Source organism: Calditrichota bacterium (assembly GCA_013112635.1).
Classification (GTDB): domain Bacteria; phylum Calditrichota; class Calditrichia; order Calditrichales; family J004; genus JABFGF01.
This window is the reverse complement of the sequence record JABFGF010000003.1, coordinates 141480-167006: the sequence shown is the minus strand read 5'-3', so window position 1 is coordinate 167006 and position 25527 is coordinate 141480. Positions and strand designations below refer to the sequence as shown.

The window sequence follows — 25527 nt, the reverse complement described above, 5'->3', positions numbered from 1 at the left end:
ACATTATTCAACAATATTTTTATTAGGGACTTACTTTTTCACCCAACGTCCATCATTTTTTATTTTTAACGGGGCATTTTCCAAAATGTATTGTGTCACAGCTTCACGCAATATTATCCCTGTGCGGTCAATGTTTTCTTCTTTTACATCCTCAAGCTGCCCAAGACCGGAATTGCCTTCAGCCAGATAATCTGTCATTGCAACCTTATACATTTTATCAGGATCAAGTTCCTCATTCTTTACTAAAAATTCAGAAATTTTATCACCATCTTCGGCATCTTTTTCGTAAACAATTTTACCGCCGCCGATTGCCAGGCCGCTTCTGTTTCTTTCTAATTTTCCTTCAATAAGTTCTCTTAGCATCGACCCACTCATGCGAATAACAACAATTGAATTACCAAATGGTAAAACCTTAAACATATCACGCGGTGTAATTGGGCCAATTTGCAAATCAGATCTTACTCCACCAAAATTTGTAAAAGAAAAGTCTGCTCCGCTCGCAGAAACCATGGCATCACAAATAAGGTTGTTCATAGGCGATTCACTTTGTGCCCGGGTTAAAGCAAACTCCGTAATCCCGATAACTTCATCAAAACCTTTTTCCACTTCAGCCTGTTCCGCTTTAATCGCTTCCCTCATTTTAGGATCGGGCCAATACTCATCATGCGTTAAAAGCAATAAACCACTATTTCTGGTCGGGAGATCATATCCTGCTATACTTTTTGTGTCCATATCAATTTCCAAAATAGCCATGCCCAGGTTGCCGCCATTGCCATAATTTTGAAAACAAATCGTGTGATTTACAGGATCGACCCATGGTTCGTTATATCCTTTGTGAATATGCCCCCCAAAAAGAACATCGATTCCCGGAACATAACGGGCCAATTCCATTGCATTTAAATATGACTCTTTCTTCTCATTTTGAGCTTCAGCTTCCTGCAGTTCCTCATAGCCTTCCTGCATATTATAAGGCAAACCAAGATGAGAAATCCCAATGATTAAATCAGCACCCAGTTCTTTTAATTTTGCAACTGCTTTTTCTGCTGCCGGTTTTTCCGATGTAAAATCCAGACCCTTAATATGATCTTCAAAACTCATGTTTTCTGTAGACTCTGTACTAATCCCAAAAACACCAATCTTTATACCTTGTTTTTCTAAAAGTACGTACGGCTTGATATATTCAAATGGTTCGCCACTTTCTTTATTGACTAAATTTGCAGCTAATATTGGAAAATTTGCCTGTTCAGTAAGGTTGATAAAAACTTCTTTGCCCAAATCAAAATCATGGTTCCCTGCTGCTGCAGCTGTATAACCAACCTGATTCATATATTCAATTAATGCCCTGCCTTCGGTTTTTGTGCCCAATGGCGTACCCTGAAAAATATCACCCGAATCAAAAAGCAGGAAGATATCACCATTTTCCTCAGCCAGTTTACGATACTCTGAAAGAATGGCCGCCGCAGATGCGCCGCCACCAAGTATAGGTGGAAAATTGGGGTTTAGAAAAGTTGCTTCAACTTCGGCTATTCCACCATGTACATCATTGGTATAAAACATGTAGATTTTTTTTGTCTGGCCAAAACCTAAAGCAGCTAAAGAAAATAATATTAAAAATAATTTCATTGAAAGATCCTAAAACAAAATGTCAATGTATAATTTTATTCAAATGAATAACTAAAATCTATTCGGCCAAAAACCTGTGTCCAACTTACACGATCAGTATCAGCATCCAGCTCTTCATTTCTAATTGATATTCCATACAAGTCATCACTAAACAGGTCTTTCTGGAAATACTGGTTATTAGAATATCCGAAAGCAATATCTGCTCGGACATTTTTGAAAACGAATCCAGTCCCCAAAGTAAAAGTTGTTTGTGTCAAACTCTTGTCTTCACGGAGTGTTCCAAAACTTAAACCGGCCCGAAATGGTACATTATCAAAAAAAATGTGTTCTACACCAACACGAAGATTATATGTATCATCGAAGCTGTTCGCAAAAAGATCATTTTCAAAGTCGCTCCAAAATTCATAATAATAATCCACCATAATTTGTGCAGCCAAAATATTTTCAAAACGATAATCCACACCGGCTCCTATACGAGCAGGATATTTCGCCTCATTTGATGTTTTACCTTTTAAAGTATTTGTAGCAAGACTAACATCTGTTTTTACGGTATATGGGAAACGGTAACTGGAACCTACAGTCAGGCGTTCATCAATTTGATACGAAACTCCAGCCGTTATAATATTGGGCATTCCATCTAAAGTATTATCAACATTAATGAGTGAATCCCCTTTAAATGAAGTCGATTTTGATACTATTCTCTCCGAGTAATTAACATCACCAACAAGAAAGCTAACTCCAAGTCCCACAGATAAACCTTCGATTGGTTGAACTGCAATATTAATTGGAATTGCTGATAGCTGACCACCATTTTCTATAATATTATAAGCGATTAGTTCATCCCCAAAACCAGGGCTACGTACTTCTTCAAAATAGTCATAATCGAAATCCATAAATGGTACAAACCCGGTGGAGATATGAAGGTTCATAAAATCAATCATATCCGGAGCATAAACGATTTGCCCATAAAAGGAACCATACCAATTATTTTGGTAATAATAGGAGCCAAAATCAACAAAGCCGCCAAAGTTATCAACATATGGGAATGCACGATCTTCCTCAAGGTTATACAACCTTGAACCGCCATTAATGCTAATCATTCCATCGCTGTTTATTGCAAGTGCAGGATTATGTGTTCCTGCCAAAAATGCATTTCCGCCGGCCAAACCTGCTCCGCCCAATGCCATAGATCTTGCTGTTACTGTTGAAATAGGCTGGCCAAAATATATTTTATTCAAATTCATGTTGGCTATTTGGGCAACTAATGGGACGCTTATTAATAAAATTAAAACTATTTTTTTCATAAATTCCTCGTTATATATCGAATCCGATAGTCTGCTATGGGATTCTTCACTTCGTACACTCGTTCAGAATGACAGAACGGTTTTAATCCTAAAAATTATAATTCATTTCTAAATAAAAGAAACTGTTTTGTTTTCTTACCCAATCCGCCTGATTATCATCAAACTGAATATTTTGAACAGATTGTTGGACATCTGCTGTATATTTTAATCGTACTGACATATTTGTATTTAGGCGCATATACCATGAAAGCCAATACCGGACCGATCCGCGTGTACTGTTTAAAACCACAAATTGCGTGTCTTCGAAATTCCAGAAGAATCCATTATAATAGAATAGAGAGCCGCTCAATTTGAGATTATTATTAAAATTATGTTCCATGGATGCTCCATAAAAATCTCCACCCAAAGTAATATCTCCAAAGATGCGTGGACGCGGATGAACAATTGTATTTGCGTTTCCAAAAAACAAACTCAAATTATTAAAATTAGAAAGCCTAGCACGAACTCTTCCACGAAATTCATTGCTTTTAAAGAATCTTAAAGAGGGATTATTGTCCTCTTCTCTTGCCTGCCATTTTTGGCGCAACTGAATTTGCAACGGAAAAATGGGCCTGTAATCCAAGGTCCCGACAAGGCGATATTGTTTTGCCTGGTCTGCTTTACGCACCCACTGGTCATATTCGAAGCGCGTGGTAAACATTCGGCTAATCTGGTAATACGAGCTTAAATAGAAACCTTCTTCAGATTGTGGCTGTGGTGCATTTGTATACAATTGTGAATACAACGTAGATTGCAGATAAAAATAATCTTCAAAAATGGTGCCTTTAAATCGGCGATAATTTGAAAAAGATCGTTGATATGGATTATCATAACCCACATCATAGTTTCTGTAAAGAGCCAGTAGATTAAAACTGGGATACTGAAGATAAGCTGATAAAACCATGGCCTTGGGATCATCACCCATTTTTAAAAAGCTGCCACCTTTGTCAAGCTCGCCATACTCACCCATTATGGCCAGGTTTTCTATTGTTGCCTGAAAATCAAATCCGTACACGCGACGAAAGGAAATTGCATCGTCCCAAAATGGATTTGTGCCCCGCGAGATTGGGCCGCCATAGCTTTGTTTTATTTCACTGTCTGCTGTAACCTGGCGTGATCCCCAATTTGCATCGGATGTGATTTCTTCAGGATTTGGATCTAAATAACGGTCGTAAGCGCTTTCATAATAAGTTAATCCAATCCAGGTACCCGGTTGAAAATCATACTGCAAATGTCCACCAAGTGTTAGCTCCTTAACAGCATTCAACCAAGAAAGGTCCTCGCCATCAGGTCCTCTTAGTGGATCATCCAGCGCATATTTAAAACGCTGATCAAGTACAATCAATTGTGAAAAGCCACGACCCAAAACTGAATCTGATTCAGCTAAGTTTAATATAGCATCCCTATCTTTAAATGACACAAAGCCTGTTGCAGTAAAATCTTCGTAACCTACTTCAGCTGCAACTCCACGCAATCCAAATTGACGAGTACGAGAGTTATCTCCGCTTATTCCTTTAAAACGTTTTCTAAAACCAAAACCGGATTTGCGCGGTGTAAAAAAATCTGTGTTTTCCATAATAATGCCCTGACCAAAAGTAGCGCTATAATCACCAACATATAGTTTTCTTAAGGTCAATCCGTCAAGTCCAATATGGTCACCCAAATCAATATTCTCTACACCGGCAAAAAACTTGAGACGTGGAAACCTGTTTTCATCATCATAATAATAGACAGGCTCATTTAAATAGCGGTTGAAAGAAAAACCGAACTTATAATTGCGATCATAAGAGAAACGGGATTTTACATACTGGTTTGGCGGACCTGTAACATTTGTTACATCACGAAGTGCTTCTGTATCAGATGCGGCTTCTGCCTCCTCTGCAAAAAAAGGCGAGTCATCGATACGCATGGTAATATGGCCATGCAATAATTGTTGGTCATCTTCTTCATCAAAACTGACAAAATTGCTGGCATTTCTATAACCATAATACGACAACCCCGGAATGCCACGCATATCACGTGTGCTGCGTATTTCACCGGCATCATCACGGTAGTTAATAATAGAAACAGCGTCTATCGGAGACACATTTTGCAGGTTGATTAGATCATCGTAAGCGGCTTCATTAACATTTAGAGGTTCAAGAATTCTTTCGATCCATAAATCCACAAAAGCATCGTTGGTCCCTTCGTTACCGCTCCAATCATCAAGACGGAAATAAACCTGTTCGATACGCTGCTGAAGTGAACTCAACTCACGAAATGGTTCAACCCGGATAAGAGGCTTTAATGTGTCAAACAAATCCTGGTCAATTCCTTCAATTTTTCGCAAATCATAAATACTCTGTAAATAGCCACGATAAGTTATATGCTGATAAATGCGCTCAGCCAATTCTTCAGAAATAGGTAAGGCGCTAATTTCTTCCTGGGTGGCTTTGTTAATGTCCAGCTGGTTTTCCGGAGAATAGATTGTGTCCTGTGAGAATAGAGTGCCGCTAAGGACGCAAAGGAGCACGAAAGTAAAACTAAAAATTGTATTCTTTTTAAAAACTATTGTCATTTTATTTTTCTTTTTTGTCATAATTTGGAAAACATAAAGCGAATATTTTAGCGGGTTTGATCATATGTTCTTTTTGTATTGATGTATCTTTTCCACTCTAACCTACCTGAACTCCCAAAATTTATCAACAACCCCAACTTCAGTTTAGTCGCCTTTAGATAATTCAAAATTTGAGCTTCCTCTTTAGATGTTAATTTAGGTATACATTTAAATTCAACGACAATCTTGTCCCATGCTATATAGTCTGCTTTGTACTTTTTTTCAAGTTTTCTCTCTTTATAAAATATCTTAAGCTCTTTCTGAGTCTTAAATGGAATATCCCTTAATGATGATTCAATTTCCATTGCCTCTTCATAGACAGCTTCTAAAAAACCTGGGCCTAACTCTCTATGTACTTCAATTGCCGCACCAATTATTTTGTATACTTCTTTTTCAAACAGTAACTCCATTTTTATACTATTCCCAAAAGCATTTATTTAATTAGTAATCACCCAATTTTCGCGATTCTTTGTGTACTTCGTGGCAAAAATAATCCTACCAACTATACATAAAACCAAAAGTATGAGTCTCTGTTAATACAGGATGAGACCTAAACCCGTAATCAAATTGAAATGACTCAAATTCAATTCCAAGGCCTGCAGTAAACCGATTTGGATTTGTGCTCGCACCAAACCTGATATCCAACATTTCAAGTAATGCAAATTCAAATCCACCTTCAAACTGTGTATCAAAACCAAGCGCTTTATTCATTGAAATAGCAGTCGTTAATCCGGTGTATGGCCTGTAAGCTGCACCAATAACAACACGGCGTGGTAAGTCCCCGGCTGTATCAACACCAAGTTTTGGAGAATTTAAATTGAATACATACAACCCAAGATATGTTCGCTTATAAATTGAAGCCTGAACTCCTAAATCGAGACCAAAAGTTCCGCCAGAGCCAAGATCAAGTCCATCAACCGATTCTCCGAGACTCATGTGATAATATTTTAAATTATAGCCAATTGACAAGGATGTGTGAATATCATTCAACAGAAAAAAACCATGAGATAACATTGCCACATATTCCTGATTCATGGTATTGCCTTTGTATTTTACGCCAAAACTTTCAACTGAAAGGCCAACAGATCCATACTCGGGTGAAATAGGCATTGCTGCGCTGGCAAAAATACTTTGTAAAAAAGAATAACCAAACGGCTTCTGATAAGAAATCCCGGTTTGATAATTGTCAACATAAGATAACCCGGCTGGATTATAATAAGATGACCAGACATCATTTGTAACAGCAACAACCGAGTTACTCATCCCCATTGCGCGGGGAGATGGATAACGATCATCAAAAGCGCCGCCGGCAAAGGTATGACAAACTATAAACAAAGTAATAATTGTGAATCTTAACATTTAATTGTCCTAAGTTTTTTAAAATGAATTACTGATTTATAGAATTTCTCTTAATTCATCAATTCTATAAATCATGCAATACCCATGTTTCATTTATCTTGAAAGGAGCGTACCAACAACAATAGGTGCCGCTTTCTGAGTTTTCTTTCCTGTATCTTCATTGGTCACTTCAAAATGTAAAATATATGTCCCTATTGGAACAAGCTCACCCAATTCATTACGGCCATCCCAAAACTTTCTCCAAACAAATGGAACCCCTGTTTCATCCAAAATAGTTGTAACCAGCCGACCACCCATATCAAAAACACGCATGGTGATATGTGTACTTCCTGTGCCCGATCCATATTCAATTGTCAGCTTCTCTCCTCTGTCGGGTGCAAATGGTTTGTTTGGCAATGAAAGCGTTACCGGGACATCTTCGAGAACAAGTGCCGAAATATCTTCCTGATATCCAACAATAATTTGTCCGGCATCGCTAAATAGGCCGTGAATACCTTGCGCTTTAACGAAACTCCCTTCTTCAAATAGTGATAAATCAAGATTTGAAGAATCCCATATTCTTATTGTAACAGTACCACTGGCATCATCAACTTCCAGATTTGTTCCACCCCCGGCTGAAAATCTTTCCTTGATTACACCTTCAACTGCAACAAACGAGCCTTCATATTCAACACCTGAAGCATCATCGGTTGTCAGTTCAATAGGTTCGGGTAATTCAACCCCAGTTGCTAAAACCGTTGTTTGGTAATCTTCAATTTCGTACACACCATTAAATTCAGTGAGCGTACCAGTCATAATAACTAAATTTCCACGTACAATGTCAGGATCGATTTCTCCAAAACGGAAAACATTTAATCCGGCTCCCTGATCATCAACAACATGGGCAGATGTAAAGTCAGTTCTCAAAATTCCGGCGCCAATGACAATTGTCCCCTGAATCGTTATGGTTTGATCCAACAATGAATCTTTTTTAGCCCGGACTTCCGTTATTGTCATCGCATCAATTTGCGTTCCTTTTCCGGTTCTAACAATTGGTTGCCTTGCAATATTTTTTAATGAACCAAGTATTCCCACAGTTTGGACAATAAAACTTGAAACCGTGTCCACCGCTGGTGATGTCAAATTATTTATTTCAATTTCCCCATCTGAAAAAGGTGAAAGAGATCCATTGGAAACTGTTACAAGTTTTCCAGTCACAGATACTGAGGCATCACTAAATGCACCAAATGTACTAACGTCAAGCTCAGATTCAGTCCATTGCCATTCACTTGGTATTTGAATAGTTACACCTTCAACTGTATCCTCTGCTGTAGCTGTAAATGTAAAATTTAATGAAGTGGATTCATTCAAATCCACAGAACCCGGATCTACCGAAACAGTGCCGCTACCATCAACAGCAGTTTCTATGGTACCCGGAAATAACTCATCACTATATCCAACCAATAATTGTGCTGCACCTAAATACGTATCAATAATTGCACGTACACCAATTGTATCACCAATGGAATAGCCGGAAAGATCAATCCCTGTACTTGCCCAGACACGAATAGTTATTGCACCTGTGCCATCTTCAATTTCAATATTATAATCAGGATTGGTTGTATAGAGGTCTGCAATCACTCCTGCTGTTTCAATAAAAGTACCTTCTAAGCTTATATCGGATGCATAGTCAAGTGTAACTTTTGAAACTGCAGGAATCTCATTTCCTGTAGATAGTAAATCAAATGTAAAATCGGTGATCTGGGCAGTGCCATCAAACTCGCTTACTGTTCCGGTAATTCTTATTTTATTGCCAACGGCCAAATCTGAAATCACTTCACTCTCGCGGTACACATTTATTCCCCGCCCACTTTCATCCTGGATATATGCATCTGTCCGGTCATCACGGGTTACACCAGCGCCAATTGCCACAACCGCATCCAACGTTACCTGCTGGCCATCATAATCATTAAAGTTATTTTGAATATCTGCAATACTTAAAGGTGCAACTACTGAAATCTGCGGAGAAACAGCAATTGCTGTTAAACTGCCACCATCCACTGCCGTGCGAATAATAAAAGTTGATGTAGTTGTAACCGTAGGTGTTGTGATATTTTTAATTGTAATATCACCAGAATTTGAAACCGTAAAATTTGTTGTAGAAAGAGTTATTGTGTCGCCATTAACAGATACACTTGAACCCGAAGTTGCCGCACCGGATAATTCCACATCCGATTCTGATTGCCCCCAAGCCCAATCAGCAGGTACGATAATCTGAGCCATTTTTAATGTATAAGTCGATTCGCCTGTCAAACTAATCGTAACATCCATCTCCATTGCAGCGCTTGTATCGGTTGGAAAAATAGTTGCAACACCAGAGCCATCGCCTTCAACCTCACTAAAGCTACCCGGTGATGGTGAAGTTGCGACAAAGCTGTTTGGCCAATTTTCAGTTGCTTCATTGTGGCCTGTTACGCCGTTTCCACCGGTCAGGACTTCATCGGTTTCTGTAATTCCGTTTCTTTGTAAACTTTGCCCAGCAGTTGGGATAGAAGCTTTCTTTTGAGTTGCAGGAGATAAATCGTCAAGATAGGAAGAGGCATCGCTATCGCCATCCGGCCCATCAATAGAAACACCACTTTTATCCATAAAACCTGTAGAGAAAAAGCCCCAGGCCATATAATCTATGTCTTGCACAAGATCAGAAGTGCCATCCCACTGGAAAAGGATTAACATTCCATTGCTCGATTCAAGTTTAGTATTCGCCCCTGCGTACAACACATTCATATCAGTGGTGTTATCATCATTGGCAGAAATTTCAAAATCTGCTACTGAAGAAAACTTTGCAAGGAAACCGGCCCCATCTAATGCAATTACAATATTACTTTTGGCAGCGATTTCAGTATCTGTAAAACGTGCCAGAAATTTGGCGGTATTATTAGAATAATCACCGTTTACCATTTCGTAATAGGTATCATAATTTGCAAGATAGGTGTTATTAAGCGAGATATTTTGATCTGTTGGATTATAAATTTCTATGAATGCTGTCTCTGTTTCCGATGAGGAAGGAACAAGGATTTCAGAAATTAATAAATGATCCTGGGCAAAAAGGAACAGTGGCAATAGCATTATTAGCAACACAAAACGCATTAGTTCTCTCCGAATGAACAAATTTTGGTGATTTTACAAGATAAGCAATCTACCAAGAGCAACTTCTAAAATCAAGCTTCGGCAGGCTCATGACCTGCCGAAGGATTTAAATATTAACTAATTTTATTTTATCAATAAAAGGCGGGAAATTTGTTGAGTAGTTCCAGTATTTAGAACAGCAAAATAAATCCCAGATGGTTGATTAACCGCATTCCATGTAAATGTGTGTTGTCCCTGACTTAGTTTTCCTTTTGCCAAAGTTGTAATTTTTTGGCCCAACACATTAAATATACTAAGCTCAATTGCGTTTTTGGATTCTTTTAATGGCAAGTCAAATTTCAATGTTGTTTGCGGATTAAACGGGTTTGGAAATGCATCATAAAGTTTAAATACAAGTGGTCTTATTTCCAGCTTTTCCCCAATGGCTGTTACCTCGTCAATATCTTCCAAAGAACGTGGTAAAATCTGGTAGCCTTCTGTCAAAGGAGTAGAAGTATCATACTGGTTAAATAAGCCCGTTATGTTAATTGGAAAAGTAGGAACAGGTGTACCATCAATATTTGTTTCTTTGTCAATACGCATTTCAATTTTGCTCGTTTCTCCATCATCTGTTATGGTTATATTTGAATTTTCCCCCTCTGCAGGCCAAGGATCACCACCGGCAACTGAATCAACTGCAACTATTTTAATGAGGAAACTTTCAAATGCTTCTGGGCTGGAAAGCAACTGGGCAATTGTCAGTTCAATTGGCGCAGGAAGTTCGCCGGCACCATTATCAACAACATCCGTCCCAAAATCGTCCGGTTCAATTTGAATCAGTCCATTAAATTGATCTACCTTGCCAACAACAGTATAAGAATTTCCTTTTGTCATTACACTGGTCGTATCATCATCAATTCGAATATTGATTCCTGCAGAACCATCTTGCATAAATACTTGTAAATCATCAACGGCAAAAACCCCAGTACTTACTGTAAGAACACCGGTTAATTGGGCATAATATCCATTAAAAACAAGTACTCCAGTTTCATCAAGTTGTTTTACTTCGGCAATAGAAGGATCTCCAACAAATAGTTTTATTTCACTTGTTTTCCTTTGTTGGGCTTTGTTATCTTCGGCTAAAATATAATAGACCAGGCGATCGCCATTATTATAAGCGGAAGAAGGGATGTTAGCAGAGTAAACAGCATCGGTAATGTTTTCCATTGCAAGCACTTGTTCTTCACCATCATTAATTGAATAATACAGCTCAACTTTAACAAGGCCGCTGTCATCTTCTGCGCTTGCAGTAACTGTTAAAACCTCATCAGCAGCTGGTACTTTTGCAGAAGCGGTAATATTTGTAACCGAAGGAGGAAGATCAGAACTACCACCATCATATGCATGAAAACCAATATTCTCAAAAGTGTTTGCATCCAACACAATCCATTCAGAATCATCTGTATTAGTGCCCGCTGATAAAGCCCAATCTGTATTTCCGTTAACAACACTTGATTTACGAATTAATGTATGGTTCAATGTTCCCTCGGAAATGCCAGCTACATCCCAATTAAGGGCATCAGGATTGTTTGGGTTTCCAATTGCATCAATCAAAACATCACCATCAATAAAGAAAATGGCACGACCATCATTCCCATTAAAATTTGCTTCAAAACCTGACGTGACCCAATCAGCTGCAGCAATTAAATCTGCTGCATCAGCCTGGTCATCAATTATTACATAAACATCACCAGGTGCAATCGTTGCTCCGGCTGGAAATGAATCGGTAAATTCCCAATCTGTTGAAGAATTTGATGTACTTTTTATGACATAATTATCTAAGTTAACTGTTTGATCGGAAGCATTATAGATTTCAAGAGCTTTATTAAATCCCCCATCCGGCTCTATATATTCGGAAAAAAATATATTTGCCTGGCTAAACACCAAGACTGGTAAAAAACATACAATAATCAGTGTAGTAAAAAATTTCATTATTCCTCCGTAAATTAAATGTTAAAATTTTAGGTGAGGGCAATATAAGGAATTATGTTTAAACTGTATAATGATTTGGTTAACATTTGTTGAGAGAATTTTATTTATATCCCAAAAACTTTTTGATTTGCAGTTTTTATAAACAAAACCATCTTGGGCAATAACCAGAGAAATGACTAAAAATAAAAAACCTTCCCAGTTATAAAACCGGGAAGGATATAAGATATAAAAAAATAAATTCTATTTAGAAGCTGGGTGCCAATCGCTTGATTGTTCCAGAACATCATTAATGCGGTTAACCAATTTGTGCGGATCTGTTAAGTAACCTTCTAACAACAATGCGGATTCAAACAATTGCTCTGCAGCATTATCAATAAAAGCATCGCGCGGGTCGGCTTTATATATTTTTAGCAGGTTGCGTGTAAGCTTATGATCTTTATTGATCTCCATTATTTTTTGTGGCGGTGCGGAATCCTTGTTCATCATCTGCATCATTTTATGCATATGCGATGTCATGCTTCCATCAGGATTAACCAGGCATGAGGCGCTGTCGTGCAATCTCTGCGATTCTTTCACGTCCGTAACACGTTCACCTAAAATATCTTTAATGCGTTTTAATAATTTATCAAAGATTTTTTCATCGGCTTTGCTCAGGCTTTTTGCTTTCTCTTCACCCTCTTTTTCTTCTTCTTTAAAAGATTCCAGTTTGCCCAAATCAACCTGCTCAACTGCTTTTAGCTCAAAATCCTTATACTTGCTCAAACCGCTCAAAGCAAACTCATCAACCGGTTCATACAAATAAAATGCTTCCAAACCTTTGCGTTTAAAAATTTCCAAATGCGGATCAGATTCAATAGCTGCGCGGCTGGCACCTGTTAAATAATAAATTTCCTTTTGATCTTCCTTCATTCGCTCCACATACTGCGCCAACGATGTCAGCTGATCGGCATTTTCATTGGCCGATGAGTTGAATAAGAGCAGATCGGCAAATTTATCTTTATTCTCAAAATCCTGGTAACCAAACTTGAAAATTTTGCCATGTTCTTTCCAAAATGTCTCGTATTTCTCCGCTTCCTTTTTGGCTTTTTTAGCAAGGTGGCTTAAGATTTGTTTTACCAACGCCTGCGATATTTTCTTTACAACAAGATTTTCTTGTAAAGTCTCGCGGGAAACGTTTAACGGAATATCCGGTGACTCAACAAGGCCTTTACAAAAAGCAAGGTACTCAGGGATTAAATCCTTATTTTTATTTTGGATAAGAACACCATTAACATAAAGATCAAGCCCGCGATCGTCTTTTTGAGAGCCAAACATATCGAATACCTGCTTTGGAATAAAAACCAGGGCATTAAATTGAACAGGTGCATCAACAGAAACATGGATTGTATCCATCGGTTCCTGAAAATCGTGACTTACAAATTTGTAAAACTCGTCGTATTCTTCCTGTTTTATTTTAAACTTTGGTTCGCGCCATAATGCAGTAACTGTGTTGGCTTTTTCACCATCAATATTGATTGGGAAGTTTACGAAGTTAGAGTGTTTCTTTATTACTTCCTTAATTTTATCCTTGGATGCGAAATCGTTTGCATCTTCTCTCAGATGAATTTCGATGGATGTGCCGCGTTTTACATCGCCATTATCCAAAACTTCCAGACTAAAACTACCCAAACCATCAGATGTCCAACGTACAGCCGCGTCATCTTTTTTAAACGATTTTGACGTTACTACTACTTTATCTGCAGCCATAAAAACAGAATAAAATCCAACACCAAATTTACCAATAATTGTTGAAGCGTCATCTTTGTCTTTTTCTTCGGCTTTGCCATTTTCAGCCATCATATTTAAAAACGCTTCTGTGCCGGATTTGGCAATCGTACCCAGGTTGGCAATGATATCTTCTTCATTCATACCAATTCCGGTATCTGTAATTGTAATCTGTTTTGCAGCTTCATCAACATCAATGCATACTTCCAAAGGAAGATCGGAATCAGCCAAATCGGTTCCACGGGTTGACTCAAAACGCAGTTTATCCAATGCGTCTGATGCGTTGGAAATTAATTCACGCAGAAAAATCTCACGGTTAGAATAAAGCGAATGTGTTAATATATCCAGAAGTTTGTTTACTTCTGTTTTAAATTTCATTTTACGGGTCTTAGCCAATTTCTATTCCTCCTAAAACATTTAGTTATCCTGTTCCATCATTGCGGTCAGGATTTTTTATTTATTAATTTTTATTTTTAAATGCCTGTCTTTTAAACAGGTTACATAATTTTTAGCGGCGCAAATTTACATAAAGGAAGGGTTGGAAATCAAGAGCTAGTTTACACTTTTAAAAGCTGTTAATTCTACTTGATGTATATTTAGGATTTCTACTGCCATGAATGACAGCCAGAATATTTATTAGATTATCTTGCACTATATAAATTATTTTATATGGAAATCTTTTAATCACATGTTTACGCGTTCCTTTATACTCTTCTTTAAAAACCTTTGGAGACCTTTCAATAAATTTTAAACCACCGTTAACCTGAAGTAAAAAATCGTGTCCTAATCCTTTTCTGTTTTCTTCATACCAATAGAAAGCTTCCTTTATATCTTGTTCGGCTTCAGGTGAAATGATTAATTTATATTTCACTACCGTTCACAATTCTTTTGTATACATCTTCCCAGGGAGAACCCAAGTCGGGATTTTTATGATAAGCTTTCAATCTATCATCAATTATTTTTTTTTCCCTGTCGGTTAAAACTACAGAATCTGCTTTTGCAGCTATAGTGTCCCAAATATCCTCAACCAATTGTATTCTTTCAGGAATCGACAAGTCCAATGTATCTTTTGCAGTCAGTTTATTCATAATAAGGATCTTATAATTGAATTTGCATTATTTTTTTAATCTAATTTATAATTAAAAGAAGCAATTCCCAAAACCTAAATTTGAGAACCGATTAAGTAGTGATTATACTAACGATCTCGCATTTTTAGCGGATGCTGGATTTGTCTCGAAAGCTTGAAAAACCTAAACTAATGTAGCAAGTAAGGCTTTCATCTCGATCATAAAAGATTCACCATCTTTAAACCCTTTTTTAATCAACTGAATAATACCATTTTTATCCATTACTATTAGGCGGGGGAGTGAGTTGGCTCCAAATTTTTCAGAAGTTTGTTTATAACGGTCATGCAAAATGGTGATACTTGTTTTATTATCTTTTAAATATTCATCCAGCACTTCACGCTCCTCACCGACATCAATCAGAAAAAAGCGGATATTTTTTTCTTTAAATTCAGTTTGAAGCTTTTCAAGATAGGGGATTTCTTTTTTACATGGACCGCACCAAGTGGCAAAAAAACTTATTACCACGGCATATTTCGTTTTATTCTTCCAGGGCTTACGAAGTTTCTCCCCGCTAAAATCGCGCAAAAAAACGTAGTTGTTTTCAAGATCGGGTAATGAAAAGGCCGGTGCTTTATCGCCAACTTTTAAATCTGCGGTAGTGGTAGTTTGAGAAATTGCGCTTGTAAAAATAATTGAAATAATTAAGAAAATTGTTGAAATGAATTTCATCTTTAATCCCGTTTGCATTTTAAAACCGGCGGAAGATACAGAAATAATGGACTTAAACAAAAAAAGGCAGAGAAAATTAATTCCCTGCCTTTTTAATAATCTTTATTCGGATTTATTTTCCGCCAAACAATTTTACAACATTATCAAAAGTCTCTTTATTATAGGTGATTTGTGAAGAAGACTTTTTAAGTGAAATATCTTCCATTACATCTATCACATTTACCAGAGGAATAGAAGCATCAAAGTTTTCATTGATCGTAGTAAGAAATTCGTTTGCTATAATTGCTGACCCTAAATCGCTTGGATGAACCCCATCCAAACTAAAAAGCCCACCAGTAATAAATGATGTTGTAAATGTTAGTCCAGCAATTTCACGGCCATGTGCGTGGATGTCATTAAAAATACTATTTACATCTACGACAGGTACATTCTTTGCTGATGCAAGTGAAGCGATAGTTGAATTAAAACCAGAAACTGCCGCTTTTGCAACAGCAATTTCATCTTCATCCAAAACTACTGAATTAGGCATTGGAGCGCTTCCATCAAAACCAACCGGAACACCAGCCGGCCCGTATGTACCAGAAACATCACCAATTAAACTTGAACCAGTTAAAAGAATAAAATCATCTGCAGTTGCCTGACGAGGACCATCAGCTGTGCTTATAACCAATGCTACTTCTGTTCCTGTTCCTGGATCAACTTTATAAGGAACTGTTGTAAAAAATGGAATTGCTGTTACATCAGGGATATTTGCTAAAACTACATCGGCACCGGTTGCAACCAAAGAATCCAGCATTACACCATATAAAAATCCAAAAGTAGTTTGATCTGTTGGCGCTGCAGGAGAAGTACCTCCGCTTGTCGCATAACCTAAAACATCGTTATTACCGATCCAGCATGTAATAAAAGTTGCTTGCAATAATTTTGCCTGTTGGAAGGCAGTAAAACTTTGACCACCAATTGGGTCCAGGTTTGGATTTCTTAGAATAACATCGAACATGGTGTTATTTGTTGTTCCAGCACCAGAATTTGCAGAGCTTGTTGCATTCATAACATCCCACAAAACTGCTCCCGGAACACCTAAATTATTATATGGTGCAGGGTAATCTCTAACAGCATCAGAGGCCCAAGGCATTAAGGGATTGAATGAAGGATAATCTGCAAGTGCCGCGGGTGTAAGCAGTGGGGATCCACTACCGCCATCCAGAGCTGTTAACTCAATAATCCCGCCACCATCTTCTGTGTTTGTACCAATACCCGGATACCCAATTAAAGGTTGTTGAAAAGTTGTAACACCGGCTTGTTGGGCAATAAAATTTACATAACTATATTGCTGGTGTCTTTCTGTTAGAGCACCTGATTGGTACCCGGCAGTTAAACTATTGCCAAGTGCCGCATAGCTGGTAAAATTGGCATCGCCAGTACTCAAAACTGTGGCCGTTTCGCTTGGGGTATCAAGGGAACACCCAAAAAAGGCAAACAGCGTAACAATAAAAAACAAATTGAAAATTTTCATAAAATTGTCTCCTTATATTCTGGGTTATAAACCATACTGAAAACTTACACCAAACAGGGAGCTTAAGCCTGTGTACTCACCATTAAAATCATCAACCGAAGTTGTAATTTTACGATCATCCTGGGTAAGCAACATATAAAATCCATCAATAGTCAAATTATCTAACCGATAGCCAAATCCTATTGAATAAAGATTACGGTCCCCTTCAGGTAAAGAAGGCTCGACCCGCTCATCAGGCACAGCTTTGTTATCTCTTAAATATCCAAGGCGTAGATCAACATCATCATTTATAGAATATTGAAGTCCAAAACGCAGGCTTGCGGAATCTTCCCATTTTCTTTCAACTAAAGATTCTGTGCTGCCGCCAACGGGATCATCAAAAGTGATTTTCAATTCATCATAAGAGCTCCAACCAAGTTGCATCCAATCAAACTCTGCAATCAATTTGTCAGTAAACTGATAAGCCACACCAAAGCCAATCATAGTTGGTAGTTCAATTTCTGAGCTTCCTTTTGTTTCTGGAAAGAGAGCGCCAATTTCAGCATTGATTATTGGATTATCTGTGGTTGGAAATTCAAATGTTGCATCGCCGCCATCAAACTCAAGTAAAACATTAGAACGATAAATAGCGCCGATTGTTAAATCGTCTGTGGCTTTAAACTGAAAACCGGCATTAAAACCCATTCCATTTCCTGAGGCATCTAATTTGGATTCACCAAAGACATTTCTTGGACCAAACCAAATGCTTTTTTCAAGAGTAACATTACCAATCACATAATTAAAACCGGCAGAAACAGATAATCCGTCCATTATTTCGTAAGCAACAACAGGGTTCAGGTAAAATGTCTGAACATGAGAGTTTGTAGCCAGTTGACGTCCGGCCCAATTCTGATCCCATTCTGAACCTAATCCAAACAAAGTATAAAAACCGAATCCCGCGGTTAATTTATCATTTATCTGATATGTGGCATAAAATGTAGAAGGTGGAAAAACCAGGTCTTTTGCTTCAGTATATAAGTTTGGATCTAAATTATCCGGTCCCTGAAATGCAAAGGCCGGGATAATTATCGTTGTACCTAAACCAATCTGAAAACCTTCTTGACTTGTTATCCCTGCGGGGTTATAAAAAACACTTGTTACATCATTAGCCTGGGCTATAAAAGCGCCGCCCATTGCTGTTGCTTTTGCACCCTGCTCATAAATTGAAAAGCCGGATCCAAAAACCATTGATGCAGAGAAGATGATGGTTGAGACCAACATTGTAAACTTCTTAAGCATAAATGCCTCCATTAAATAATTAGTTGATTTATTTACTTGATTCCTACAAATACATCTGGAAAACAAATAATTTGATTAGTTAATTTTTGGGATTATTAAAAGAGTGTCGTTTAAGCCTGAGAAAACTACATTGGTGGTTCGATAAAGTCAATAGGAGCAAACATATCAAACTGCTATGGCAGGAGAAGCATTTTGCGGGTAATGCTGCCTTCATTTGTTTGTAACGAATAAAAGTATACACCGGCTGGAAACGATACTGCATTAAAAGTAATCTTGTGCAATCCAGGTTTTTGGATTCCATTTACCAGTGTTTTTATTTCCCTACCCAACAAATCATAAACTGCAAGCTTAACATGTTGGGGCGAATTGCCATATGCCTTTACATGATAACTAATAACGGTTTCCGGATTAAATGGGTTAGGATAATTTTGATTTAGCTTAAAAGATTCAGCCCTATAATTTTGAAATTCTTCAAGATTTGTTGTAACACCAAAATAAGCTCGGCCAATCAGGGTAGTATCTAAAACGAATGGATTGGGCTTTCCTTCCTGCAGCCTGGCAATATGATTTGTTCGGGTAATCTCTGCTTCATCTACCGGATCCATCATGTTCCATTTTCTCAAAACATCTTTCTGTACATTGAAGAAATTTGGATCTTCTGAATCTGCCTGGCTTTTATACATTGTATAAAAATAAAACATTGCCCTGGCTACATTTCCTTTATGTGCTTCAGGTACTTCAAAACTTTTGTCCAGATCCAATTCACTATATTCATCAATCTGCGATGAAGGTGTGCCGGTAACATAGTTTACGTTCAAGTACCATCTATCTGTATCACTATCATCAATTTCTGCAAAAGGTAAACTGCCTCTTCCTGAGTTTGGATTAGCATTTGTTGGCCATAAATGGTGCATGTCACTTTTTGCATTACCCGATGCACCTTTGCTCTGAGGCCATGTGTGCTCACAGTTTATGATGGGATTTGCGCCATTTGTGTAAGTTCGTGGATTGGCTGAGCCATAAGGAACTGAAATGCTGTAACCACTATAAACGCAAGTAATTGTGCCATCAACATTATCAATCCTTGCATACATACTATCCCGTGCTGTGCCATAACTTAATACCGAACCCGTCTTATAATCCTGGACTAATTTTGATTTAAGCTCTTCGCCATACACATTTGGGAAAATTGTCGTTTGAGCATTTAAAAAAGAAAGACTTAGTAAAAAGAACAGAAACGGTTTCATAAAAATTTTTTTCAATGTCATTTGAAATATCCAATATCCAGGTTGTTGTTTTTTCAAGAGTTTTGAATCTAAGCATTCTGAAGGATTAAATCAGCAATAATTCTTTCTAAAATTTCATCATTTAAAATAAAGCTGACGGGTTTGGTGGAATGATTGTATTTATCATACACTTTCCGTGAAAGTAAAAGCGAGCATTGCGAGGCATTGATTACAATCTCAAAAAAGAGTTTTTCATTTTGTTTTATAAATGGTGGATAGCTACGGATTTGCGCTTTATTATTTTTTGAATCCATCTCAATTAAACGAAAACTTTCTGTTAGATAGGTTATCCTGTCACAAAGCTCATTACTAAATTTTTCCAGTTTATCCTTGGCATTCACCAGGTTCTGCAGATTTTTATCGATCATTTTTATGGCTAATAATTCGGCACCTAAATCACTTTTTTTGAAATAATCAATTGAGAGCTCAAAATCATTCTTGTAATTATAACGATTGTAATTTCTGGTTGAATCGCTAATTACCAGCGGTTTATCAAAGTTTTTAAAATCGTCAAATATTTTTTTTGCTTTGCTCATACTATTTTTCTTTGAAATGTTAGTCATGGATAATTGTCATGCTGAGGTACGAAGCATCCAATCAGCGAAAGCATAGGATTCTTCGCTCCACTTTTGTTCCGCTCTGAATGACACCATCACTTACTACTCCCCAATTGCCTGCGTTTTATGCTCTTTGCCATCAAAAGCCATAATAATTGTTGTCTCGCCCGATTTTGTCTGAATCTGAACCGGACGCTTCCACATAAAAAATAAATTTTCCAAAGTTCGATGGGCGTAAGCTTCGTCCAGACCAAAGTTATCAGTTACATGTTGTAAAAGTAATTCACCACGATTTTCATAATTGCCATTTACCACCTGAATTTTGGGTTGTCCCATATTCGTCAAAGAAAACAAAAGCTGTTGTTTTATTGCTTCAAACTCACGGGAATTGATCTCATATTCTTTTGTGCGCTCATTATACCGATAAGTAAAAAGCTGGTTATCCTGGCAAAATTCCTGTGTTAAAAATGTGTCAATAAAAGTGACATCATTATAAATTTTGCGCACCTCAAAAATTTTTTCCCGCCCAAGTCCTATTTTTTTATCCCATTTTCTCTTCTCTTCATAACTATCGCATTCTTCATATTCTTTCCCAAAGCGTCCCTTATTCCAGCGGTCTTCAATATCCCTAAAAAGTTCAATCCCCACCTTATACGGATTCATTTGTCCAGGACTCATGTGCACTGTTCCTGAATGATGATCAGCATAATCGATTACATCGCCATCGCCTAAAACTTTTGTGGTCATGATTGTGGAATGCCAGTATGAGGCCCAACCTTCATTCATAATTTTTGTCATCCCTTGCGGTGCAAAATAATAGGATTCCTCGCTGATAATACTCAATACATCTCGCTGCCAGTTTTCCAGAGGGGCAAACTCCATCAAAAATTGCAGCACATCTGTTTCGGGTTGTGAAGGAAATGCCGGCATCACATCATGCTCTTCTTTCAAAAGCTGTTTTTGCTGCTCAATAAATTCTGGCGGATTAATAAAGCTGTCCATATATTTTTTACTTTTCAGCTTTTTAATCTTCTTTGGCCCGTCAATTACATCGCTAGATCTTTTAATAAAAGGTGCATAATAATCGATTAAGTTTTCCAGCGACAAACAGCGATCAATAAAATCTTCTACATTCTCCTGGCCAACCTGATCAATATAGCGGCGGATGCGTGTGGCATGGTTGGCCATTTCATCCATCATTTTGCGATTGGTTTTGGAAAAATAATAATTGTTTTTAAAAAAATCGCAATGGCCGTAAACGTGCGCCATCACCAGCTTTTGATCAATGATGTTATTGGCATCCATCAGATAGGCGTAACAGGGATCGGTGTTTATAACCATCTCGTAAATTTTTTGCAGACCGTAGGTGTAGCCTTTGTTAAGCTGCTCAAACTCCATTCCAAAACGCCAATGAGGATACCGGATTGGAAAACCACCTTTGGCCGCCAGTTCATTTATTTCTCCTGACTGCAATATTTCAAAAATGAGCGGAAAAAAATCCAGACCATAATCGGCTGCATACTGTTCAATTTCAACTTTGGCTTCTGCCAGTTCACCAGAAAGTATCATCGGCCTTTTCCTAAAAAGTCTTTTATGGAGTCTAAAATACCTTCCCTGTTTGGGACAACTGAGGTTACAAGAATTTCATCTTCCTTAAACTGATCATGCAAATCGTTTATAAACTTTCCACTGCCATAAAGGCTTTCTACCTGGCCATAACAAAACATATTACTCACCGGGAAAAGCCTATCTTCCATAATTTCAAAACAACGTGCATTATCTTCGAGAGACCAATTGTCCCCATCAGAAAAATGAAACGGGTAAATATTCCACTCGCTGGCAGGATATTCACGTTCAATTATTTGGGCACACAAAGAATAGGCCGATGAAATGACCGTTCCACCACTCTCCTTGGTTGTAAAAAATGTTTCCTGATCCACCTCGGCAGCTGCTGCATCATGGATGATATAACGTGTTTGCAAACCGGGATAATGAGAGCGCAACCAGGTATCAATCCAAAAAGTTTCGATACGTACAATCTCTTTTTGCTCATCGCCCATGGAACCGGACACATCCATCATATAAATCACAACAGCATTTGTTTGCGGCTTTAATTCTGTTTTCCAGGAGCGATATCTTTTATCTTCTTTAATCGGGATGATGATCGGTTTGTCTTTATTATATTCATTGGAAGAAACCTGTCTTTTCAAGGCTTCACGATAAGTGCGTTTAAAATGTTTGAGAGATTCCGGGCCGGTATTTCTAATGCCGCTATATTTTGTACGCTTGCTGGTAACTTCTTTGCCGCCCTTTGGCTCAATCCTCGGCAGTTCCAATTCCTCGCCTAAAAGATTGGCCAACTCATCCATGGTCAGTTCAACTTCGCGGACATGCTTGCCCGGCATATTCCCAGCTTCGCCGGTTCCTTCTTCGCCTTCCTGCCCTATCACATCGCCTTCTTCTCCCGGTCCGCTGCTTACACCACCCTTTTGGGGATCGCCATATTTAAAGCGCGGTAAATCGATTTGCGGAATCGGGATGCTGACAAATTCCTTGCCCTTTTTGCCAATCATTTCACCATGGGTAATATATTTGCGCAGGTTCTCTTTTATTTTACCCTTGATGATTTTCTTAAAGCGATTTACGTCTTCTTCTATTTGAAGGACCATAATTACTTTCTACTAAAGTAAAATTTCAAAACACAAATAATAAATTCCAAACTAAGTAAGAATCTCAAAATCGGGATATACCGTTTGGGATTTTAAATTTCTTTTTTCTTATTTATTTGATTTTTGAATTTTGCCATTTAATTATTTGCATTTATTTTGTTTCTTCCTGTTCAGTTTTTATGTCTCCACGGGAGAAAATACTGGAAACATAATTAATTACATCCGTGGCACTTTCTTCCGTGTAGCCATAGTTTTTAACCATGCGCGCCTTAACAATATCAATTTTCTTTTGAGTCTCTTTATCCACAACACTGGAAACAAGAGTTGTTAATTTGATTGTGTCTTTCTGGTCTTCAAACAATTTTTTCTCCAGCGCGCGGTGCAGACGTTCATTGGATTTATAATCAAACTGCTTGCCTTCCAGGGACAGGGCGCCGATATAGTTCATAATTTCACGGCGGAAATCATCTTTGCGCGATTCCGGGATATCAATTTTTTCTTCGATGGAACGCATCAGTCTTTCATTAGGCTCTTCATCTTCGCCTGTGTATTTATTTTTTACACGTTCTTTTTGAGTGTAGGCTTTGATGTTATCAATGTAATTTCCCGCAAGTTTTGAAATAGAGTCTTCATCGGCGCTGATGGCACGCTGCACCTCATTTTTTACAATCTCAGTATATTCCTGTTTTACAACACCAAGTAATTCTCTGTATTTCTTTTTCATCTCCTCGTTGGTAATTAGGCTGCTGTTTTTCAGACCGGATTCAAGCTCGTTCATCACCATAAACGGATTAATATAATTCTCTCCAATATCGCTGACCAACGCATTGCTGATTTTGTCCTGGATGTAGCGTGGTGAAATGCCTTCAAGACCTTCACGTTCTGTTTCTTTTCGAAGCTCTCGCACATTGTCTTCTGTAAAACCCGGAATTGTTTTGCCATCATATAATTTCAATTTTTGCAGCAGGGTCAGGTTGTGTTTCTTTGGCTCTTCCAAGCGTGTTAAAATTGCCCACATGGCCGCCATTTCTATTGTATGAGGTGCAATATGTTTGCCCATAATTTTATTGGAATTATAATCCTTTTTATAGATTTTCACTTCCTCGGTAAATTTGGTTATATAGGGCACATCAATTTTTACGGTCCTGTCACGTAGGGCTTCCATAAATTCATTGTTTTGCAGCTTGCGATATTCAGGTTCATTGGTATGACCTATAATCACTTCATCGATATCGGTTTGGGCAAACTTTTTGGGTTTAATTTTGTGCTCCTGTGATGCACTAAGCAGATCGTACAAAAAGGCCACATCCAGTTTTAAAACCTCAATAAATTCAATGATACCACGATTGGCAATGTTAAATTCGCCGTCAAAATTAAAAGCTCGTGGATCAGAATCAGAGCCATACTCGGCAATCTTGCGATAATTAATATCACCGGTCAGCTCAGTAGAATCCTGATTCTTCTCATCTTTAGGTTGAAAGGTGCCAATACCAATGCGGTCTTTTTCCGAGAGGATTAAACGGCGTACTTTAATGTGCTGGATTGCTTTATTCCAATCGCCATGATATTTCAGCATTAGGTTTTTAAAAATCTGCCGGCAGGATGGGTTTAAATCTCCGGCCAGGGTAATTTTTTCTTCGATCGGTAAACTCTTGTTGATCTCCTTCAAAAAGACTTCGCGCAGTTCATCGGGCATCAGTAAAAGCGGATCCTGGTGCATGGGTGATGGAATTTCATGATCATTTTCACCATCAATATTTACCCAGCTGTATGTATAAAGTGCGCCTTCGTTTGATTTGGAATAATCTTCCAAGCCGTGTTTTAACAATCTGGCGATTGTACTTTTGGCACTGCCCACAGGTCCATGCAAAAGCAAAACACGTTTTTCTGTGCCATAGCGGTGTGCGGCCGATTTAAAAATATTAACAAGTTTCATCAAAGAGATGTCAAGCCCATAAATGGAATCTTTGCCATCATGCTTGGGGTCATCAAAAAAATTATAGTGGATTATTTTCTTTTTGTTATCGGTGTATTCCTCGGTGCCATAGGAGAGGATCATATGGTAGATGCGCTGATAGGCGCTGCGTGCAATTTGGGGGTTAGCTGAAACGCGGTCCAGATATTCTTCGAAGGAACCGGACCAGTTGAGGTCTTCGTATTGCTTCTCGTTGAAAGTCTTTTGAAAACTTTCCAAAATCTTTTGACTTGCTTTCATAATAACCTCCTAAATGGGCAACTTGTTATTTTTAAACGCGCACTTTTTATATACTTGAACAGAAGTGTTATGAATTTTTAAAAACACTTCGTCTTGAAAGTTATACTCGACTCATTATATACAAATCATTTACTAATCGGTATAACATAAGTATAGAGGCTGGGTTCCGCAGCAAGTGTAAAATTTTACTAATAATTAGGTCACATTATGAATGAAGTCTCTTTCAGAAAGTCAATTTTCCCAACCCGTATTGGATATTTTATTAAATCGGAAGAAGTATGATTCTCCATTAGGCTTTAATTATTTTTAATTGAAAAAGTGTCATAAACCTGTCTGCGGTATCTTCCATTGTTTATTGCGAAAATTTTCTTGTAATCAGGTTAATGTTTTTATAAAATATAGCAGTTAAAATTCATCTCGTTTAT

The 25527-nt window shown here is 37.9% G+C and carries 18 protein-coding genes; all 18 read right to left on the bottom strand.

Features of this window, described 5'->3' with window-relative positions:
* Positions 1 to 30: 30 nt before the first annotated feature.
* Positions 31 to 1623: a bifunctional metallophosphatase/5'-nucleotidase gene (locus HND50_09930; GenBank protein ID NOG45541.1), complete on the bottom strand. Its 1593-nt coding sequence runs from the start codon at positions 1621 to 1623 to the stop codon at positions 31 to 33.
* A gap of 35 nt (positions 1624 to 1658) precedes the next feature.
* Positions 1659 to 2927 carry a hypothetical protein gene (locus HND50_09925; GenBank protein ID NOG45540.1) on the bottom strand — a complete coding sequence of 423 codons (1269 nt, stop codon included), beginning with the start codon at positions 2925 to 2927 and terminating at the stop codon, positions 1659 to 1661.
* 88 nt (positions 2928 to 3015) lie between these two features.
* Positions 3016 to 5523, bottom strand: coding sequence for a hypothetical protein (locus HND50_09920; protein ID NOG45539.1), 2508 nt, complete (start codon positions 5521 to 5523; stop codon positions 3016 to 3018).
* 47 nt (positions 5524 to 5570) lie between these two features.
* On the bottom strand, positions 5571 to 5972 hold the full coding sequence (locus HND50_09915; GenBank protein ID NOG45538.1) for a GxxExxY protein: 402 nt from the start codon (positions 5970 to 5972) through the stop codon (positions 5571 to 5573).
* A gap of 85 nt (positions 5973 to 6057) precedes the next feature.
* Positions 6058 to 6921, bottom strand: a complete 864-nt coding sequence (locus HND50_09910) for a hypothetical protein (GenBank protein NOG45537.1) — start codon at positions 6919 to 6921, stop codon at positions 6058 to 6060.
* A gap of 1024 nt (positions 6922 to 7945) precedes the next feature.
* Positions 7946 to 8038: a DUF1610 domain-containing protein gene (locus tag HND50_09905; GenBank protein ID NOG45536.1), complete on the bottom strand. Its 93-nt coding sequence runs from the start codon at positions 8036 to 8038 to the stop codon at positions 7946 to 7948.
* Between the two features lie 2135 nt (positions 8039 to 10173).
* Complete coding sequence (locus tag HND50_09900) at positions 10174 to 12021, bottom strand: T9SS type A sorting domain-containing protein (GenBank protein ID NOG45535.1); 1848 nt, start codon at positions 12019 to 12021, stop codon at positions 10174 to 10176.
* Positions 12022 to 12261: 240 nt separating this feature from the next.
* Positions 12262 to 14163, bottom strand: coding sequence for a molecular chaperone HtpG (htpG, locus tag HND50_09895; GenBank protein ID NOG45534.1), 1902 nt, complete (start codon positions 14161 to 14163; stop codon positions 12262 to 12264).
* A 187-nt stretch (positions 14164 to 14350) separates the two neighbouring features.
* Positions 14351 to 14656: a type II toxin-antitoxin system RelE/ParE family toxin gene (locus tag HND50_09890; GenBank protein ID NOG45533.1), complete on the bottom strand. Its 306-nt coding sequence runs from the start codon at positions 14654 to 14656 to the stop codon at positions 14351 to 14353.
* Positions 14646 to 14873 (bottom strand): addiction module protein, encoded by a 228-nt coding sequence (locus HND50_09885; protein NOG45532.1) that lies wholly within the window; start codon positions 14871 to 14873, stop codon positions 14646 to 14648. Before HND50_09885 ends, HND50_09890 begins: the two co-directional genes overlap by 11 nt.
* Before the next feature lie 162 nt (positions 14874 to 15035).
* Positions 15036 to 15581 (bottom strand): TlpA family protein disulfide reductase, encoded by a 546-nt coding sequence (locus tag HND50_09880; protein ID NOG45531.1) that lies wholly within the window; start codon positions 15579 to 15581, stop codon positions 15036 to 15038.
* Positions 15582 to 15693: 112 nt separating this feature from the next.
* The gene (locus HND50_09875) at positions 15694 to 17097 is read right to left on the bottom strand and encodes a hypothetical protein (GenBank protein NOG45530.1); all 1404 of its coding nucleotides are present in this window, start codon (positions 17095 to 17097) and stop codon (positions 15694 to 15696) included.
* Positions 17098 to 17121: 24 nt separating this feature from the next.
* Positions 17122 to 18375: a transporter gene (locus HND50_09870; protein NOG45529.1), complete on the bottom strand. Its 1254-nt coding sequence runs from the start codon at positions 18373 to 18375 to the stop codon at positions 17122 to 17124.
* A gap of 173 nt (positions 18376 to 18548) precedes the next feature.
* Positions 18549 to 19643 (bottom strand): T9SS type A sorting domain-containing protein, encoded by a 1095-nt coding sequence (locus HND50_09865; GenBank protein ID NOG45528.1) that lies wholly within the window; start codon positions 19641 to 19643, stop codon positions 18549 to 18551.
* 47 nt (positions 19644 to 19690) lie between these two features.
* Positions 19691 to 20197, bottom strand: a complete 507-nt coding sequence (locus HND50_09860; GenBank protein NOG45527.1) for a hypothetical protein — start codon at positions 20195 to 20197, stop codon at positions 19691 to 19693.
* Positions 20198 to 20320: 123 nt separating this feature from the next.
* Positions 20321 to 21787 (bottom strand): SpoVR family protein, encoded by a 1467-nt coding sequence (locus HND50_09855; GenBank protein NOG45526.1) that lies wholly within the window; start codon positions 21785 to 21787, stop codon positions 20321 to 20323.
* Positions 21784 to 22890: a DUF444 family protein gene (locus HND50_09850; GenBank protein ID NOG45525.1), complete on the bottom strand. Its 1107-nt coding sequence runs from the start codon at positions 22888 to 22890 to the stop codon at positions 21784 to 21786. Before HND50_09850 ends, HND50_09855 begins: the two co-directional genes overlap by 4 nt.
* Before the next feature lie 148 nt (positions 22891 to 23038).
* Positions 23039 to 25102, bottom strand: coding sequence for a serine protein kinase (locus tag HND50_09845; GenBank protein ID NOG45524.1), 2064 nt, complete (start codon positions 25100 to 25102; stop codon positions 23039 to 23041).
* Positions 25103 to 25527 lie beyond the last annotated feature (425 nt).